This is a genomic window from Sulfoacidibacillus thermotolerans (genome assembly GCF_003144315.1).
Taxonomy (GTDB): domain Bacteria; phylum Bacillota; class Bacilli; order Alicyclobacillales; family SLC66; genus Sulfoacidibacillus; species Sulfoacidibacillus thermotolerans.
Map to the genome: position 1 here is coordinate 118,693 of NZ_MPDK01000004.1, position 17,177 is coordinate 135,869.

21 protein-coding genes are annotated in these 17,177 nt (G+C 44.8%); 14 read left to right on the plus strand and 7 right to left on the minus strand.

Going from position 1 to position 17,177, the window contains the following annotated elements:
* Nucleotides 1–4 precede the first annotated feature (4 nt).
* The 3 genes from BM613_RS04045 (at nucleotide 5) to glnA (ending at nucleotide 3,215) form a co-directional block, all read left to right on the plus strand.
* Nucleotides 5–1,282, plus strand: coding sequence for a methionine gamma-lyase family protein (locus BM613_RS04045; protein ID WP_109429933.1), 1,278 nt, complete (start codon nucleotides 5–7; stop codon nucleotides 1,280–1,282).
* Nucleotides 1,283–1,415: 133 nt separating this feature from the next.
* Nucleotides 1,416–1,841, plus strand: a complete 426-nt coding sequence (locus BM613_RS04050) for a MerR family transcriptional regulator (RefSeq protein ID WP_109429888.1) — start codon at nucleotides 1,416–1,418, stop codon at nucleotides 1,839–1,841.
* 33 nt (nucleotides 1,842–1,874) lie between these two features.
* On the plus strand, nucleotides 1,875–3,215 hold the full coding sequence (gene glnA / locus BM613_RS04055; protein ID WP_109429889.1) for a type I glutamate--ammonia ligase: 1,341 nt from the start codon (nucleotides 1,875–1,877) through the stop codon (nucleotides 3,213–3,215).
* A 30-nt stretch (nucleotides 3,216–3,245) separates the two neighbouring features.
* Here glnA and lexA read toward each other — a convergent pair whose 3' ends face one another.
* On the minus strand, nucleotides 3,246–3,857 hold the full coding sequence (gene lexA, locus BM613_RS04060; protein ID WP_109429890.1) for a transcriptional repressor LexA: 612 nt from the start codon (nucleotides 3,855–3,857) through the stop codon (nucleotides 3,246–3,248).
* A 92-nt stretch (nucleotides 3,858–3,949) separates the two neighbouring features.
* Between lexA and BM613_RS04065 the strand changes: the two genes are divergently transcribed.
* Nucleotides 3,950–4,237: a DUF1294 domain-containing protein gene (locus tag BM613_RS04065; RefSeq protein WP_109429891.1), complete on the plus strand. Its 288-nt coding sequence runs from the start codon at nucleotides 3,950–3,952 to the stop codon at nucleotides 4,235–4,237.
* Between the two features lie 25 nt (nucleotides 4,238–4,262).
* On the opposite strand, the gene BM613_RS04070 is transcribed toward BM613_RS04065, so the two are convergent.
* Entirely contained in the window at nucleotides 4,263–5,459 is a 1,197-nt protein-coding gene (locus BM613_RS04070; RefSeq protein WP_181362877.1) for an MFS transporter, read from the minus strand.
* A gap of 75 nt (nucleotides 5,460–5,534) precedes the next feature.
* Between BM613_RS04070 and BM613_RS04075 the strand changes: the two genes are divergently transcribed.
* The 7 genes from BM613_RS04075 to BM613_RS04105 all read left to right on the plus strand — a co-directional run bounded on the left by BM613_RS04075 (nucleotide 5,535) and on the right by BM613_RS04105 (nucleotide 11,006).
* Entirely contained in the window at nucleotides 5,535–5,855 is a 321-nt protein-coding gene (locus tag BM613_RS04075; RefSeq protein ID WP_219930628.1) for a hypothetical protein, read from the plus strand.
* A 37-nt stretch (nucleotides 5,856–5,892) separates the two neighbouring features.
* A complete protein-coding gene (locus BM613_RS04080) occupies nucleotides 5,893–6,327 on the plus strand; it encodes a hypothetical protein (protein ID WP_109429894.1) in 435 nt (144 codons plus the stop codon).
* Between the two features lie 30 nt (nucleotides 6,328–6,357).
* Nucleotides 6,358–7,020 carry a ferric reductase-like transmembrane domain-containing protein gene (locus tag BM613_RS04085; protein ID WP_109429895.1) on the plus strand — a complete coding sequence of 221 codons (663 nt, stop codon included), beginning with the start codon at nucleotides 6,358–6,360 and terminating at the stop codon, nucleotides 7,018–7,020.
* Nucleotides 7,021–7,023: 3 nt separating this feature from the next.
* Nucleotides 7,024–7,992, plus strand: a complete 969-nt coding sequence (locus tag BM613_RS04090; protein ID WP_109429896.1) for an FAD:protein FMN transferase — start codon at nucleotides 7,024–7,026, stop codon at nucleotides 7,990–7,992.
* The gene (locus tag BM613_RS04095) at nucleotides 7,986–8,666 is read left to right on the plus strand and encodes a response regulator transcription factor (protein ID WP_219930629.1); all 681 of its coding nucleotides are present in this window, start codon (nucleotides 7,986–7,988) and stop codon (nucleotides 8,664–8,666) included. The genes BM613_RS04090 and BM613_RS04095 overlap by 7 nt, the downstream gene beginning before the upstream one ends.
* Complete coding sequence (locus tag BM613_RS04100) at nucleotides 8,609–9,946, plus strand: sensor histidine kinase (RefSeq protein WP_109429897.1); 1,338 nt, start codon at nucleotides 8,609–8,611, stop codon at nucleotides 9,944–9,946. Before BM613_RS04095 ends, BM613_RS04100 begins: the two co-directional genes overlap by 58 nt.
* Nucleotides 9,947–10,058: 112 nt before the next feature.
* The gene (locus tag BM613_RS04105) at nucleotides 10,059–11,006 is read left to right on the plus strand and encodes a ribose-phosphate diphosphokinase (RefSeq protein WP_109429898.1); all 948 of its coding nucleotides are present in this window, start codon (nucleotides 10,059–10,061) and stop codon (nucleotides 11,004–11,006) included.
* A gap of 74 nt (nucleotides 11,007–11,080) precedes the next feature.
* On the opposite strand, the gene BM613_RS15480 is transcribed toward BM613_RS04105, so the two are convergent.
* From BM613_RS15480 to BM613_RS04115, 3 genes are all read right to left on the minus strand, one after another.
* On the minus strand, nucleotides 11,081–11,203 hold the full coding sequence (locus tag BM613_RS15480; protein ID WP_245926232.1) for a YfmQ family protein: 123 nt from the start codon (nucleotides 11,201–11,203) through the stop codon (nucleotides 11,081–11,083).
* A gap of 128 nt (nucleotides 11,204–11,331) precedes the next feature.
* The gene (locus tag BM613_RS04110; RefSeq protein ID WP_219930630.1) at nucleotides 11,332–11,757 is read right to left on the minus strand and encodes a hypothetical protein; all 426 of its coding nucleotides are present in this window, start codon (nucleotides 11,755–11,757) and stop codon (nucleotides 11,332–11,334) included.
* An 82-nt stretch (nucleotides 11,758–11,839) separates the two neighbouring features.
* Nucleotides 11,840–12,046 carry a CDGSH iron-sulfur domain-containing protein gene (locus tag BM613_RS04115; RefSeq protein WP_109429899.1) on the minus strand — a complete coding sequence of 69 codons (207 nt, stop codon included), beginning with the start codon at nucleotides 12,044–12,046 and terminating at the stop codon, nucleotides 11,840–11,842.
* Between the two features lie 304 nt (nucleotides 12,047–12,350).
* Between BM613_RS04115 and BM613_RS04120 the strand changes: the two genes are divergently transcribed.
* The 3 genes from BM613_RS04120 (at nucleotide 12,351) to BM613_RS04130 (ending at nucleotide 15,064) form a co-directional block, all read left to right on the plus strand.
* Complete coding sequence (locus BM613_RS04120) at nucleotides 12,351–13,361, plus strand: COX15/CtaA family protein (RefSeq protein WP_109429900.1); 1,011 nt, start codon at nucleotides 12,351–12,353, stop codon at nucleotides 13,359–13,361.
* A 77-nt stretch (nucleotides 13,362–13,438) separates the two neighbouring features.
* Nucleotides 13,439–14,110 (plus strand): TVP38/TMEM64 family protein, encoded by a 672-nt coding sequence (locus BM613_RS04125; RefSeq protein ID WP_109429901.1) that lies wholly within the window; start codon nucleotides 13,439–13,441, stop codon nucleotides 14,108–14,110.
* 30 nt (nucleotides 14,111–14,140) lie between these two features.
* Entirely contained in the window at nucleotides 14,141–15,064 is a 924-nt protein-coding gene (locus tag BM613_RS04130; protein ID WP_109429902.1) for a fumarylacetoacetate hydrolase family protein, read from the plus strand.
* A gap of 79 nt (nucleotides 15,065–15,143) precedes the next feature.
* Here BM613_RS04130 and BM613_RS04135 read toward each other — a convergent pair whose 3' ends face one another.
* Both BM613_RS04135 and BM613_RS04145 read right to left on the minus strand, forming a co-directional pair.
* Nucleotides 15,144–15,701 carry a peroxiredoxin gene (locus BM613_RS04135; RefSeq protein WP_245926233.1) on the minus strand — a complete coding sequence of 186 codons (558 nt, stop codon included), beginning with the start codon at nucleotides 15,699–15,701 and terminating at the stop codon, nucleotides 15,144–15,146.
* 88 nt (nucleotides 15,702–15,789) lie between these two features.
* Complete coding sequence (locus tag BM613_RS04145; RefSeq protein ID WP_109429904.1) at nucleotides 15,790–17,055, minus strand: MFS transporter; 1,266 nt, start codon at nucleotides 17,053–17,055, stop codon at nucleotides 15,790–15,792.
* Between the last annotated feature and the right edge of the window lie 122 nt (nucleotides 17,056–17,177).

A 17,177-nucleotide genomic window follows, 5' to 3' on the forward strand; every position in this document is an offset into this window, starting at 1 on the left:
GGTGATGAACGAAACGAAATGGAACAAGATTGAGGAGATTGAACGTTCGATCGTGCATCTGTTATCACAGGTAGATCGCTTGATTGATCGTAACCAAGCGAAGGTTTTGCGTGCATTTACTGCTGCAAAACTTTCTGAAAGTGACCTACACGGCTCTACTGGCTATGGACTTGGTGATCGTGGAAGAGAACAGTTGGAAGCTGTTTATGCGTCAGTGTTTGGCGCTGAGGCGGCGATTGTGCGGCCGAGTATCGCATCAGGGACACATGCCCTTGCAATTGCTTACTTTGGACTTTTGCGCCCGGGAGAGACTTTACTCTATGCAACAGGGCAACCCTATGATACACTGCAGGCTGTGATTGGGACAGATTCAAGTGCAACCAGTGACCAGGGGACACTTCGTGATTTTGGGATCGGTTTTCGCTCGATTGCTTTGACAAATGATGAGCACATTGATTTATCTGCCTTGCTTTCGGCAATCGATGCGACAACCAAAGTGGTTGCTTTTCAGCGCTCACCTGGTTATGCGTGGCGCAGAGCTCTTTCTGTAGCAGAACTTGGTGTGGCCATTGCACAGATCAAACAACGGTATCCGGATCTCTTTGTGGTGGTAGACAATTGCTATGGCGAGTTTACCGATATCGTGGAGCCAACTGAAGTTGGGGCGGATTTAGTAGTTGGTTCACTAATTAAAAACCCTGGAGGAGGTCTCGCTCCAACAGGTGGATATCTCGTCGGGACAAAAACAGCTGTACAACTTGCCTCTTCCCGTTTAACAGCTCCTGGTATAGGCGCAGAAATGGGGTCGTATGAGCAGTATCGGTTGTTTTTCCAAGGGTTATTTCTGGCTCCGCACATTGTTGGACAGGCCATTAAGGGCAATATTTTTGCTGCGGCTGCGTTTCAGGCAGTTGGCTTGGAATGTGCTCCACAGCCAGAAGCAGCTCACGATGATATCGTATTGCGCATTAAGCTTGGAACTGCTTCACGTGTTGTGCAATTTTGTCAAGCAATACAACAATCGTCTCCCATTGATTCGCATGTTTTACCAGAACCGTGGAATATGCCAGGATATCAGGATCAAGTGATCATGGCTGCAGGGACATTTATTTCCGGTGCTTCAATTGAACTCTCAGCTGACGGACCCATTCGTCCTCCGTTTGTGGTGTATTTGCAAGGCGGTCTCACTTATTCACATGTGAAGTTGGCTATTGTGGAGGCTCTTGATCGAATGGGATTGATCGATGACTATAGCATAAGGAAGAAATCGTTCATAAAATAACATTAGCTTAACAAAAGGTGTTAATTTATTCTTGACATACAATGGAAGGTATGCTACGATCTGAACGCCTTCAATCTTCTTGAATTTTATCTTGTGTTAGGGATCAATCGGTATGTATGAGGAGGATCAGCGAATGGATGATGCCATGCGGCGTAAGCTTGCTTTGTTTCCTATTGGAATCGTGCAACGCTTGACTGATTTGACAGCGCGGCAAATCCGATATTACGAACAGCACGGATTGATTCACCCGGAGCGAACGCATGGGAATCAACGTCTGTTCTCGTTTAATGATGTTGAGCGCTTGCTTGAGATTAAAAATTTGATTGATAAAGGGCTGAATATCGCTGGAATTAAGGCGATGATTGGACAGCCGACGACTGAAAGCGATTACACCCCTGCTATGCAGGCAGCTGCACAAGAGGTGCGGTCGGAACTCTCAGAAAGTGAATTGCATGAACTCTTGCTCCAAGAACTTTCAGAGCGTGCTGGGCAACGAGGGAATCCTGTTTCGATGATTCAGGGGGAACTCTCACGCTTCTTTCATGGGGATCGGCGTTAGTGAGAAGATCGACAGATTGTCGAGGGGGTATGTATTGTGCGCAAACAATATACTAGAGAAGATATTATCGCAATGGCGAAAGAGCATGATGTCCGTTATTTGCGTTTGCAGTTTACGGATTTATTAGGTGTGATTAAGAATGTAGAGGTTCCCATCAGCCAGTTGGAAAAAGCGTTGGATAATCGCGTCATGTTTGACGGTTCTTCAATTGAAGGATTTGTTCGAATTGAAGAATCGGATATGTATTTATACCCTGATTTATCAACCTGGTTGATCTTCCCTTGGCATGGCGAACAAGGAAAGGTAGCTCGTTTAATCTGTGATATTTATAACGCGGATGGGACTCCATTTGCGGGAGATCCGCGCGGGATATTAAAACGTGCTTTGAAAAAGGCAGAGAGTATGGGGTTTACGACGATGAATGTCGGGCCGGAACCTGAATTTTTCCTTTTTAAGATGGATGAACAAGGAAATCCCACTACAGAAATGAATGATCAAGGGGGATATTTTGACCTTGCCCCCGTTGATTTAGGAGAAAATTGTCGTCGTGAGATTGTCTTGGTACTAGAGACAATGGGATTTGAAATTGAGGCTTCTCACCACGAGGTTGCACCGGGACAACATGAAATCGATTTTAAATATGCGAGTGCACTCGTTGCGGCGGATAACATCATGACCTTTAAGCTTGTGGTGAAAACTGTTGCACGGCAATTTGGCTTGCATGCGACGTTTATGCCAAAGCCCATTTATGGGATTAATGGTTCTGGCATGCATTGTCATCAATCGCTTTTTCGTGGAATGGAGAATGCTTTTTACGATGAGAATGATGAGATTGGTTTGAGTCAGGTAGGAAAACAATATTTAGCGGGGATTTTGCATCATGCACCTGGATTTACAGCGATAACAAATCCAATCATCAATTCCTATAAGCGTCTCGTTCCGGGTTATGAGGCTCCTTGTTACATCGCTTGGTCTGGAAAGAATCGCAGCCCGCTTGTGCGAATTCCCGCATCACGTGGACTAGGCACAAGAATTGAAGTGCGTAGTCCCGATCCATCTACGAATCCCTATCTAGCGTTAGCGGTCATGCTCTATGCGGGGCTTGACGGAATTGAGCGTAATTTGCGTTTGCCACACGCGGTGAATCGGAACATTTATGTGATGAATGAGATGGAGCGATTACGTGCTGGGATTCATAGCTTACCCGCATCGTTGAAAGACGCTCTCGAAGCCTTAGCCAATGACGAAGTCATGCGCGAAGCTTTAGGAGAACATGCATACTCACATTTTTATGAGGCCAAAATGATCGAATGGGATATGTTCCGAACGGCTGTTCATCCGTGGGAACGCGAGCAGTACCTCACTATGTACTAAAAAACGAAGGTTATACCGCCGTTTCGTTAGTTAAGGCATTGTGCGCCACAGACCGACCACTTTACCAGCAATTGTGACGTTCCGATAGATCAGTGGCGCCATTGTCTTGTTTTCTGGTTGTAAGCGAATATGTTGGTCCTCTTTAAAAAAACGTTTGATCGTGGCTTCGTCTTCTTCTGTAAGTGCTACAACGATATCGCCGTTGTGTGCACTGGATTGGCGATGAACATAGACAATGTCACCATCGAAAATCCCGGCGTCGATCATGCTGTCGCCTATGACGCGCAGTGCAAATATGTTGTCTCGATCTTTGAGAAATAAAGGTGCTGGAATATAATCTTCTACATCTTGGACGGCCGTGATCGGGAGACCCGCAGTAACTTTTCCTACGATCGGGATCATTACAGCATCTGGTACGGGTGCAGTTTCACGGAGGATCTCAATCGCGCGCGGCTTAGTCGGGTCTCTGCGGATCAAACCGCGCTGTTCTAGTTTTGCTAAATGACTGTGTACAGTAGATGTGCTAGTTAGCCCGACGGCGTCACCAATCTCGCGCACAGATGGCGGATAGCCTCTTGACGATACAGCTTGTTTAATAAAGTTTAAGATCTCCTCTTGTTTTTCACGTGCACTTTGGCGCATGGTGAAGTGACTCCTCTCATCCAATTCTTCCTAGAATAAATATATCACTTTTATGAAAGTTATGCAAACACACGTTCGGGGGCGACGCGTAAATGGTGGGGAGTAACTTATTATTCCTATATTTATGCATTGTAAATATATGGGCATTTTGGCTGATGCGAACAGATAAGAAGCGTTCGAAGCAACGTCGCAAGCGTCGCATTCGCGAACGGACATTACTTGTCTTGGCGATTGTTGGCGGAGGACTTGGCACGTGGCTTGCTATGCGCCTGTTTCGCCATAAAACAAAACACTTTTCATTTCAACTGATTGCACCGCTCTCGACGTTACTCTGGGCGATTTTTATCCTGAATCTTCTCTATCGTGGGGTGATTCGTTAAGGTAGAGAGTGGACCCAAGCTATGTTCACCTTTTGACGAGATGTATCGTTCCTGCAAAGCTCACAAGCATAAGTGCGGTTAAACAAGCTCCCGTCCATTGCCATAAGCCGTAGGAGATCGCTGCGAGAAATGAGCCTAGTGTTCCACCAAGAAAGTAGGACACCATGTAGATACTATTGACGCGGCTACGTGCTTCTGGCACCAGTGCGTAAATGCGTGCCTGATTGGAGATTTGACTCGCTTGAACGCCAAAATCGAGGAGCAGAACTCCGAAAATCAACAACAATAAAACTCCATCCCCTAAAAGCATCATGACATACGATGCAAATGTGATAAAAATCCCCACACCAATCATAAAAGATGGGCCACGGCGATCTGCGATTCGCCCTGCAATGGGAGCGATCAACGCGCCGCCAATCCCTACCAAGCCAAAGAGTCCAACAATCGCACTTCCATAATGATAAGGACTTTGACTTAGGCGAAATGCGAGTACAGTCCAAAGCACACTGAAAGCGCCAAATAGAGATCCACCGATCATGCTAGATTGGCGTAGGATCGGCTGTTGTAGGAACAGTTGTGCAATCGAACGCATCAACTTGCCATAAGTCAGCTTGGCAGTGGCCGTTAGTTGTGGCAAAGCAAAATACATGATGACTCCTAAAGCGATCATAAGCCCAGTTGCAATGAGGTAAACAGTTCGCCAACCAAACCATTGACCTATTGCACCGCTAAAGGTCCGAGCGGCGAGAATGCCAAGAAGCAATCCCCCCATAACTGTACCGACAACCTGTCCGCGCGTTTTTTCATCTGCGAGATCTACTGCTAATGGGATGATGACTTGCGGAACAATGGTCCACATCCCAGTAAGAAAGCTGGCAACCTCAAGCCACGTAATCGTTTGTGCCTGGGATAAGGCGAATAATGTGATGGCTGTCGTAAAAGACAGTATGACAATCAGGGAGCGTTTGGACCAAATATCTCCGAGTGGGGTTAGAAATAGAAGTCCTGCTGCATAACCAAATTGTGTAACAGTCGCGACAAATCCCATTTGTGTAGAAGTTTCATGGAAGGTTTGGCCCATTAGCGCTAGTAGCGGTTGACAATAGTAGATGTTGGCAACAGAAATGGCTGCCCCAAGCGCAAGCAAGAGTGTCAACCAGCGAGTTAACCTTGGTTTCTGTTGGTTTCTAGGTTTTGCATCTGCAGTGAGTTTAGTAGTCATCATTAACTCCTTTGAATGTGGAATTGCGTAAACGCCAGCATTTTTTAAGTATTTGTCGGTATGATTTGGGACGGGGTGAAGATTGTGATGGAAAAAAGCATGCGAATGACGATTGTAGTGCTTGTTCTAGTGGCCATTGCAGCAGAGATACCGCGAATTGTGCAATTGGCCCCAGGGTACACGCCTCCATTAGGAATTTCGCAACAAGGGGTGGCGCTAAAACAGACACTCCAAACTGAAGAAGCTACGAATCGCAAAGTGGCGCAGATGAACGCGCAGTTGCAAAGCGCGATTGCCGCTGTAGAGAATCATTTGTTGGTGATGCAGCGGGACTACACACAGCATCTGCAGGATCTTGCACAACGTGGACTCATCCAACTGAGTAATGGCTCCTAAAGAACTTACTTTGTCTAGAGCTATTGGGGGATTGTCTATGAAAAATTATTTTAATGAAAAATTGCTATTTTCGATTGGGCCACTGCTGTTAGCGGTCTTTACGATTTCATCTTATCACTACGCCCTGCAGATCGGAATTCAGGCTACAGAAAAGGAAATTCAGATGAATACGAGAGGTTCTGGCAGTGAGAGTTCAATCGCCTTGCAAGTCGCAGCACAAAAGGCGCAGTGGCTCAAAGAAAAAAACGCATCCAGTGCCTTGATTGCTAAATATCAAGCTCTATTGGCTCAAGAGCGTGCAGATCAATCTGTAATAAATCAGGTGAACGCGCAACTGGAAGCAGATGGACTTTCTCCTATTATTGTCCCTTCTGCGCCGCGTGTGCTGACACAGTATGTGCAAAACGCATCAACGACTCCTGCGTATTCCGTTGCGCCACCACCAGTACAAGCGGTAACGGGAGCTTCCTAAAATATAAGATGCAAAAGGAGGGAAGTTGGGATGAAAGTCGAGACCACTTTCTGGTTGACCCTTGTGCTTGCTGTACTTGTGGGGATCACGGCACTTACAATTTTTACAGCTTCTTTGCAAGTTCCTTTGATTATTCAGATGGCGCCATGGCTCATCGCTCGTGGAACAGGCGTCACTGCTTATCTATTACTTACGTGGCTTGTCGTTGTGGGAATGGTGCTTGCAAGCGCACCTAACCGCGAACGATGGCGTAAAAGTGCATGGCTTTTCCCTTTACATCGGGTTTTGGCTGTGTTTTTGCTCGCATTTGTTGTCTTACACATCAGTTCAATATTGCTTGATCGCTATGCGCACATTGGGCTGTTGGGCGCATTTGTCCCGGGTTTTGCGGGATATCGCCCACTGCCTGTCTTACTTGGCACAATTTCTCTCTATCTGATGATTGTTGTTGGGGTCACTGCACGCTTTCCACGAATCTTACCGAGTGGAAAATGGTTGACGATACATCGTCTCTCTTTGATTACTTTTGTCCTCGTTTTTTTCCATGGCATTTTCACCGGGAGTGACACGCCAGAACTGCAAATGATGTATGAACTGTCTGGCGGTCTCGTCCTAGTTGCCGCATTTTTGCGTTATGCGTTTGTTCGTCGCCGTTTTCAAGTAACAAGACAAAAGCAGCAGGAGATCTCATAATGCATGGAAAATTCGGTTCAAAAACAAAACGAATGGGTTAGGGAGTCATTTCAAGCTCTCGGAACACAGATCGATGTTTTGGTAAAGGTGCAACGCTGCGCAACAAAGCAAATTAGCGAGTGGATACATGAGGAAATATCCCGCGGAGAGCGTGCACTTTCTAGATTTCGTGAAGACAGTGAATTGACGCAACTCAATCGTTCATTAGGTGTGGAGCAACGCGTGACAGATAGGCTTTTTGAATCTCTCGTATTAGCTTATGAATCCTATGAATGCACACAAGGTGTATTTGATCCACGTGTTTTGACGATTTTACAGCAGTTAGGATATCGCGGGGCAAACGTTCCCGAAGCTATTTCTTATTCGGATCCCTGGATTATATTTGACACGATGCGGCAAGCTGTTACGTTACGTGCTCCTGTTGACCTCGGTGGAATCGGCAAAAGTTATATCGTAGAACGTGTTGCAAAGTTGCTTGAACCCTATAGTGAAGATTTCTTGCTTTCATTTGGTGGAGATATTGTATATCGCGGACGTAATGAAAGTGAAGAGCCTTGGCGCATCGGTGTGGAATGGCCCTTCACAGGCGCGCACCTAGCGGCTGTCTATGAGGTACAAGGCGCAGGGGCGGTATGCACTTCTTCACATGGTAAGCGACGCTTTTGCGATGCATCAGGAAGCGTCCATCACCACTTAATCGATCCAAAAAGCAAGCGCTCAGGGGGCTGCGGGTATACTTCAGTCACAGTTTTTGCGGACACAGCCACGGAAGCTGAACTTTGGTCAAAGGTGGTGTATTTGCGAGGAGTCTCTGCAATTCCAAAGCATGTGCGGACTGACCTTTCGATCTTAGTTATAACAGATCAAGGGCAGTTGTTGCATGCTGGGAAGATGACAGAAGCTTTACTTTGGTGCATTTGTGAAGTGGAGTCGCTACATTTACTTACAGATACGGAGGAAGAATCGTGCTGAAACTACTTGTGATTGAGGACGACGTGGCACTTGCTCATGCGATAGAGAAGTTACTGCGTGAAGAAGGGTATGATGTATCGCAAACGTCAGATGGTGAAATTGGATTGCATTTAGCTTTGAGTGGTCTGTATGATGCGTTAGTGTTAGATCTAATGATTCCTGGGATTAATGGGTTTGAACTGCTACGCCAACTTCGTGAGAAACACAACGGCACACCCGTTCTTGTTTTAACTGCACGGGATCAAGTGGCAGATCGTGTAAAGGGATTGGACTACGGAGCCGATGATTATCTTGTGAAACCATTTGCCACGACGGAGTTATTGGCGCGGATTCGGGCGCTTTTGCGGCGTTATGATAAAATAGGTGCTGATCTTGATTTGTTGATGGTTGATGGTGTGACATATCATCGCAAAGCGCGAGAACTAATCAAAGACGGTGTTACGTATGTCTTACCACCTAAAGAGGCTGCGTTGCTTGAGTTATTTTTACGACATCCTCGTCAGGTTTTAACGCGTGAACAAATTATGGATCGTCTATGGGGATATGAAGCAGAAGTGCTAGAGAACACACTAGAGACCTATGTATCAAAGTTGCGCAAGCGATTGGAGGGGGAAGAATGTCCCTTGATTCAGACCGTGCGCGGAATCGGTTATCGGCTTCAGACAAGGGATTGATGCGCCGCCAACGCCTGCGTCTGGCAGTAGTTAACATGGTTGTACTCTCTTTCATATGGAGTGCGTTGTCGATCTTTGTTTATTTTGTTTTACAAGCTGAGACTCTTCGTGCAGAGCATGCGCGTTTGGCATTTTTTGCAGAACAGGTCGCAGATCAAGCGTATCACAGTGAGCATTTTGTACCTAAGCAACTGCATCCGAGTGATGAGGATGTGTTGTATGCACTGTGGAAAAAGCAGGGTTCCAGATATCAATTGCTTCAAGCGGTGATGAACTCGCAGCGTTTGGTGCAAACGTTGCAGCCTGATGGTACGAAAATTTATGCAAAAGAGCAGTATCGCGGCTTGTATTTTGATGGGGAGCATTATCAGTTACTCGTTCAGAATTATACGATTCGGGGTTCGCAATTTTTAGTACAAGTTTTAGATGATATTGGTCCTGAAGAGGGAGTCATGCGCCGCCTAGGCATTTTGTTTGTGATTGGCGGGGCATTAGGGTTATTGTTAAGCGTGTTGGGTGCTTATATTTTGGGACGCTGGACATTGCGTCCGTTGATGGCAGCGCGTCTGCGGGAGCAAGAATTTGTCGCTGATGTATCCCATGAGTTAAGAACACCGCTTTCTGTTTTGCAAACTCACTTAGAACTATTGTTGCGCCATATTGATAATGAAAATCAAACCCTTCTGCACGATATTGAACCTATTTATAAAGAGACAAAACGGATGCGTCGTCTGGTCGATGACCTGTTGGATTTAGCCCGCATGGATGCAGGAGAAGTGGCTACAATTCGCACTCGTGTGCATGTAAGTGAAGTATGTCTTGAGGTTTTGGAGTTGTATGAACCCTTATATGTACAAAAGGGAATCCATTTTTCTTATCAAGTTCCTCAAGGGATCTACGTACTTGGAGATGCGGGGAGAATTCGACAATTGCTTTTTATATTATTAGATAATGCTTACAAGTATACGGAGCGTGGAGAGGTTTCTCTTCATTTGGAAACTCGTGGTCATCTAGTTGAACTGGTCATTCGGGATACGGGGATCGGAATTGCGCCAGAATGGTTGCCGCGGATCACGGAGCGATTTGTACGCGGTGAATTTGCTCGAACGCGGGTTGAAAAAGGGGACAATGGAGTGGACAGCGTGAGTGCAATGTCGACGGGGCTAGGGTTGGCGATTGCCAAACGGATTGTCTTAGCGATGCAGGGGAAGTGGCACATAGCAAGCAATCTAGGGGTGGGAACTGAGATTACGTTGCGGTTTCCGCTTGAGCGGATGTGAACAATCTGTTAGAAATAGGCCAGTATTTTAGTTGATCTGCCATTCACACTGACGACGTGAGATGATACAGTAAGCATGTAAACGTATTCTCAAATAGGGGGTGGGCATTGACATGATTGACAGGCGTGAAGCCAATACGTTTCGCCTCTATGCGGGCTCGTCTCATCCAGAGTTAGCTCGACAGGTGGCTCAGCATCTTGGCATAGAACTCGGTCAAGTCCATCTCTCCAAATTCCGTAGCGGAGAACTATATGCTCAGTTTCCGGATAGTGTTCGTGGAGTGGACGTATATTTATTGCAAACATTTTCACCGCCGATAAATGATCATCTTATGGAATTATTACTCATGATTGATGCATTGAAGCGAAGTTCAGCCGGCCGCATCAATGTAATCATTCCATATTTTGGTTATGGTCGGCAAGAAAAACAAGGGATTCCACGTGAGCCCATATCGGCTAAAGTGGTAGCGGATGTTTTAACTAAAGTCGGTGCGCATCGGGTGATTACAGTAGATTTGCATGCACCAGCCATTCAAGGGTTTTTTGATATACCCGTCGATCATCTAACCGCGCTCTCCATTTTAGCTGATGAGGTGCGCAAATTAGATTTGCACGATGCGGTTGTTGTATCACCTGATGCCGGGCGAGCGAAGACGGCTGAAAAATTTGCAGCTATGCTTGATGTTCCTATGGCCATCATGCATAAGGGCAGACCACGGCACAATGAAGCTGTGATCACGCATTTAATCGGGGATGTAAAAGGTAAAACTCCGGTCGTGATCGAAGATATTATCGACACAGGAGGAACGATCACGCAAGTGGTAGAAAATCTCGTTGCGATGGGAGCAGGGCCAGCCATTTTGTGCGCGACGCATGGTATTTTTTCACCACCAGCAGAAGAGCGGTTAACACATTCGGCGATTCAAAAGGTGGTTGTGACTGATACTTTGCCTTTGCGTGCTGAGCTACAGCAGATGGCAATTCAAGTATTGCCGATCGCTCCGTTATTAGCTAAAGCAATTGGGCGTGTCCATTACAATCTGGCTTTAAGTACGATGTAGATTGTCATCTCGCGCACTTCTAAACGTAGCTGTGCGCGAGATGTTCTGCTCTATGCGACAGGTTTATTTAGCGACTAGCCAGTGACAGTAGATACAACGCCGGTTCCCATACCACTTGGTACTAAAAGGATAAAAAGCACGAAGATAATCAGAAACACTACCGCCCAACGAGTATATCCACCAAAGGTACCCATCATCATTCACTCCTCTTTTCCACGCATGACATATCGTACGCAAAGAGGGGTGTGAGTGTAGGGGCGTTTGCCCTAGGCATTGCAAACATTTGGGCACTTGCTAAGTCTCCTATGCACAAAGAGGAGGATCGTTAAAACCCTTTGCGTGGATCATTAATGAATTCGACGCGACCACAATTTTGGCAGACAAATACGTGCAGGACGACATTTTTCTCCATTGCGGTATTAATTAATTCTTCATCTTGCCCACCGAGCAAAAAGTCAGCGGCTAGTCCAAAACCCCGCGATAAGCCGCCTGTGCGTAAAGCGTGCGCGCCATGGTAATTCATCGGGACGTGACAAGCGTGGCAGATGTGATCAGGCATTTGGGGTTGGGGATTAGGTATACCTTGTTGAGGATAAGGGTTCATTCCTTGCTGTTGTACATACCCGTTCATTCCTTGACCTTGTGGTGGGTAAGCCCCCATGCCTTGTTGTCCATAATTCCCTTGGCGCTGAGGATCAAACTCATTGCCAATGCCTTGGGCAAGGCGTTCTAATTCGCGAAAAAAGCTCATCTTTTTCCCTCCAGTGACGACCTCTCACGTACACAGTATACTACGAACGTTTGGCCGTCACTGCAAAGAATTAGAAAAAAAACTAGAGAACTTTTACTGCGCGTACGCAATCATCAAACTGTCCATGATGCGCTCCATCACAAAATGGTTTATTGTGTGAGTGTCCACAGCGGCACAAAGCAAATTGTTCTTTGGTCTCAAATCGGTTACCTTCCGCGTCAACTAACTCAACAGTTCCGCTGACGAGATAGGGACCTTTGTCACGAATACTAATTTTTACATCAGACATTTTTTCACCTCCCTTAACGAATGAGTGGAAGTAGGTGCTATACATTTCCATTGTAACGAAAAGTAAGCGGGGATACAATGTGGTGTTGAGTTCACGATGTTTGTCTTAATTGATATTGTGCCGAGATTAATCGTTTTAATGTAACAAAATAACACACTGATACAAAAAAGCATCAAAATATTTTCGTAAAAATGGCTAGATTGTACTTGTAATGTCATGTAATTTCTATGTTTTTTACTGGCGATGAGTCTATTCTTCTGTTATGTTGGTAGGGGAAATAGGGACTATAATGGGGGTGTGATGGTTGAACCACGTTCAATTATCCGCTGAGAAATCTAGACCCGCTCGTTACTTAAAATGGTTTGGCGTGTTTAGTTCAGTTGGAATGTTTATTATCAATTTTATTGGGTTTCTCGATACGCAGACGAATTCTGCGGAAGGATGCGGACCAGATTGGCCATTGTGCAATGGGCAAATTCTTCCATCTCTTAATAATATTCACGTGATAATCGAACTGATGCATCGATTTTTAGTTGGTTTTTTTGCGGTTGTAGCGGTTGTCTTTGTGGTATGGGCACTGATGAAATTTCGACGTTTTCGCGAAGTTCGCATTTTTGCGTGGTTTGCTATAGGGTTCATCGTCGTACAATCTTTGCTTGGCGCTTTGGCGGTTGTTTTTGTGAATCCGCCAGAGGTGTTGGCTTTACACCTAGGATTTGGATTGATTGCAATGGGGGCTATCGCACTTTTAACTGTATTTTTATTCCAATATGATCATTATGCCGCAGAAGAAGTGAGTGGTCTGAATTATCGAACTCAATTTTTGCCCAAATCACTCATCCACTTGATTCGCTGGACTTGGGTATATATGTATGCTGATATTTATCTTGGTTCTGATGTGGCGTTTCACAATGCAGGGACAGCTTGTACGGGTTGGCCTTTGTGCAATGGAGAAATTTTTCCTGGATTACTAGGCAATGTCGGTTTAGCTTTTGCGCACCGACTTGCGGCAATCGGATTTGCTGTTTTAAGTATTTGGTTGATGATTGCCTTAAATGGGGTAAAAAAGGAGCGGCCTGATCTCTACAAAGGTGCTCAAGCACTGTTTGTGATGATTTTATTACAAATTTTTAGTGGAGCTTGGGTGATTCTGAGCAATATTAGTCTGAATGCAGATTTGTTGCATGTATCACTGTTAATGGTTCTTTTTACAGTTCTAAGTTATCTTTTTTTACAAACGTATCCGTTTCGCGAAGCTACAGTTAAAAATTCATCAGAACGTGAAAAGCAGACGCTGCTGCATAGTTATAAATGAGTAAATGAACATCCATGAACCTCCGTCCGTCTACAATAGATAGAAGGCATGCTTGAAGTGGCGGAGGTTTAGGGCAGGTGCGGACAAAGAATGCGCAGGTTCAACATCTTCAATGGAAGCAAAAAATTACGCAATCGTGGATAATGTATGCCCTCGCTGGCATGACATTTCTCGCGGTTGCTATTTTCTTCTATTTAGATGAGCGCGGTGAAATGACCGCTATGATTCGCTCTTACGGGTTGATGGGTGTCATTATTGCTGTGTTTTTGATGGGAGCGATCTGTATGACGCCTATTCCTTCTGAAGGGTTGCTTCTAATTTTTCTCAAGGTTTATGGTGTTTTATATGGTCTTTTGTTTGCCTGGATCGGATCAACGCTTGGAGCGATTTCTATTTTCTTTCTCGCGCGATTTGTTATTCAACCTGTAGTAATTTCAATGATCACCGAAGAACGTTTACAGCAGATCGACCATTTTATTCGAAAACGTGGAACGAGCGGATTGTTGATCGCACGGCTGTTACCTATTCCTGCGGTTCTTGTTAATTATGCAGCAGGAATTCTCCCTGCCGTGCGTTTTTCTGGATATTTATGGACCGCTGTGGTGTCGCTCCTTCCGTATTATATGGGGACCGTTTTTTTGTTTTTAGGTATAATGAGTGGTCTTGATCACTGGTTGTTAATAGGGGGTGTAATCATTTTGCTCCTTATAGGAACTAGTTATTTTTTTAATCAGAAGGAAAAGAGTTAGAATAAGAGGAGCATAAGGGAGGCGTATGGGATGCAACTTGTAACATTTGAACATCAAGGAAAAATGAAATTAGGTGTTAAATTCGGAGAATTTCTGATTGATCTTGGTGCTGCTGCCAAAACTTTTGCACACTCCATGACAGAACAAGAAATCACTGCATATGCTGCGATTGTTGCTGGTGACATGGTGGGATTATTGCAAGTACAAGAAGAGGGGATAGCATTTGTACAAAAATTGGTTGACGCTGTGAGAACTGCACAGTTGCCTCCGCTCAATGAAATCCTGCTCGCACAACCGACAGTGCATCTAAAAGCGCCGTTGTTGCGGCCAGGGAAAATTATATGTGTAGGGAAAAATTACATAGATCATGCAACGGAGATGAATTCTGAACCACCTACCATCCCCATTTTGTTTGCTAAATTTGCGAATGTGATCAATGACCCTGGGGCTCCATTCACAAAGCCTCTGCAATCCTATCAAGTCGACTATGAAGCGGAACTCGCTGTGATCATCGGAAAGACAGCGAAATTTGTAAAGCGCGAAGATGCGTTTACGTACATCGCTGGCTATAGTTGTTTTAATGATTTGTCAATCCGCGATTTTCAAAGGAGAACATCGCAATGGTTACAGGGAAAGACATTTGACGGAAGCGGTCCACTTGGGCCATCTCTTGTAACAAGAGATGAAATTACAGATCCCCAAAATCTCACGATTCGCTGTTTTGTAAATGAAGAAATCAGACAACAGGCGAATACTGCGGAGATGATTTTTGACATTCCCTTTTTACTTGAATACATTTCTTCAATTATGACGTTAGAACCGGGAGATGTTATCGCGACAGGTACCCCAAGTGGCGTAGCTGCGGGCATGCAAGAGCCGCGATATTTACGTGCTGGGGATGAAGTGATCGTAGAGATCGAACGGCTTGGTCAACTGCGCACAGAGATCGTGTAGATTGAAACCTGTGGCAAGGGAGGGTATGAAAATTGTAGCAATAAGATGTCCTCCCTTGCTGGTTACCATCTACTCTTCATTATACAGGCAAATTCTTTAATGATAAGGTAAGTCCAGGCTGCCCGGGTTTCCAGTTTGCGGGGGTAGCCTTTTTTGTTTCGTCTTGATACTGTAAAGCACTTAATACGCGCATCAACTCGTCTGTACTTCGCCCCGTCCAGGCATCGTACATTGTGTAGTTGCGGATGATTCCGGATGGGTCGACGATGACCGTGACGCGCAGTTCTTGACCGATTGTTGGATCGTAGGCACCATAATCAATACCTACTTCATGCGTGAGATCAGATAACATAGGAAATTGAATTTTTGCGCCACTTGGATGGATTTTTTGAAATACATGGTGTACGCCAATGTCATCCGTGTCAATGGAGAAGACAAGCGTATTTTTCTCCAGTAATTGTGGATATAAGTCAGCGACCGCTGACAATTCAGTCGGTCAGATGGTTGAAAAATCACTCAGATAGAAAAATAGAATGATCCACTTTCCGCGAAAATCAGAGAATCGGACCCGCACCTCATTTTCATGATAATATCCTGGAAGTACAAAGTCCGGAGCTTCTTTACCTACGATGGGCATGGTAAGTGGCAATTTATTGACCTCCTCTATCTCTGGGATTTCGTTTCGTCGATCTAGTTTATGATTGCAAAACGCCCAAAGTGCGGAGTTAATTAGGCAGATTGACTGAATTCTGCATATTCTTTTGCTCTTGCTGAGAATGGTACGTGAACTTGCTTTGGATCGCAAAGAAAATAATTGCAGTGAGTGTAGAAAAGGTTGTCACCGCAAGGATTGGAGTAATTCCGAACCAGTCAAAAAGATTGCCAAACAACAGAGGTCCGATCAATCTGCCTGCACTTCCAAATCCACCGACCACACCAAGATAAAATGGAGCAGAAGTTCCCGTTGATTGTGTAATCCATGTAGGGACAGTAGGAGAGTTTAACATTTCACCAATTGTTGCAATAACCATCCCGATCATAAGATCGGGATATTGACTATGAAAAATCCACATGAAAAGAAAAGCGATCGCGTAAAACGATGCACTAGCCATAAGTCTGGCATCGAGGGATTTTGCAAAGGTTCGCCCAAACCACGTAGTAAAGGGTTGCCCCACTAAAATAACAAGGCCATTGATCGTCCAAAGGAAACTATATCTCGCCAGACTCATACCTCTTTGATTGAGATAAGGGGCAATGCCGGAATTCCAAGATGAAGTGGAAAACAAAATAAGCAGTAAACCTAGTGCTAAAAAGAGATATGCGCGAAAGTTTTTCAGCAAAGTAAACGGATGAGGTCGCACACTGTGATGTAAAAAAGCGCTGCACTCTTCATTGTTTGGAGCAATTGTTTGACGCTTAAGATACAAATAGAAAAAGATAGAGAAGCAAATCGTCGTTACTCCATTCAACAAAAATGTTAAATCAAAGGAAATCGCGGCGAGTAGGCCAGCAAGTGATGTTCCAATTGCAACTCCGATATTGTTACTTACATAAACAGTGTTAAAGAGTTGAAATTGCTGGTTCCTCCACTGAAATCCAATGAACGCACTAATGGCCGGCATCGTTATGGCGTTTAATAATCCATTTGTCGTCATAACGATCACATACGGAGACCACGCTTTTGCGAAAATTAAACCAAACTGTGTCAAACCGCTAAGCATTAGCGATCCGACAATTAAATTACGCGCGCCAAGTTTGTGATATAAACTTCCTCCTACAATCTGTCCAATAACGCCTGCTAGTGATTGAAAAAATAGAACGAGTCCAGCCTCTCCGTAAGAACGGTGAAGAATATTGTGTACATAGAGTGTGGTTAATGGCCACAGGAGGGCACTCCCAGTCGAATTAACTAAGCTGGCGATAATAAATACATACGCGTTTTTAGGGTAGGTACGGAAAAATGTAGAACTCCTATTTTTAAATAAATTCATAAATTCTCCTAAAAATGTATTTAAAGAACGTTGGTTAAAACATAACGCTCTCATCATACACGAAACTTTACCAGGTCTATAGTGGCAAAATAGATTCAAATCAATACTTGTTTTTAATGAAA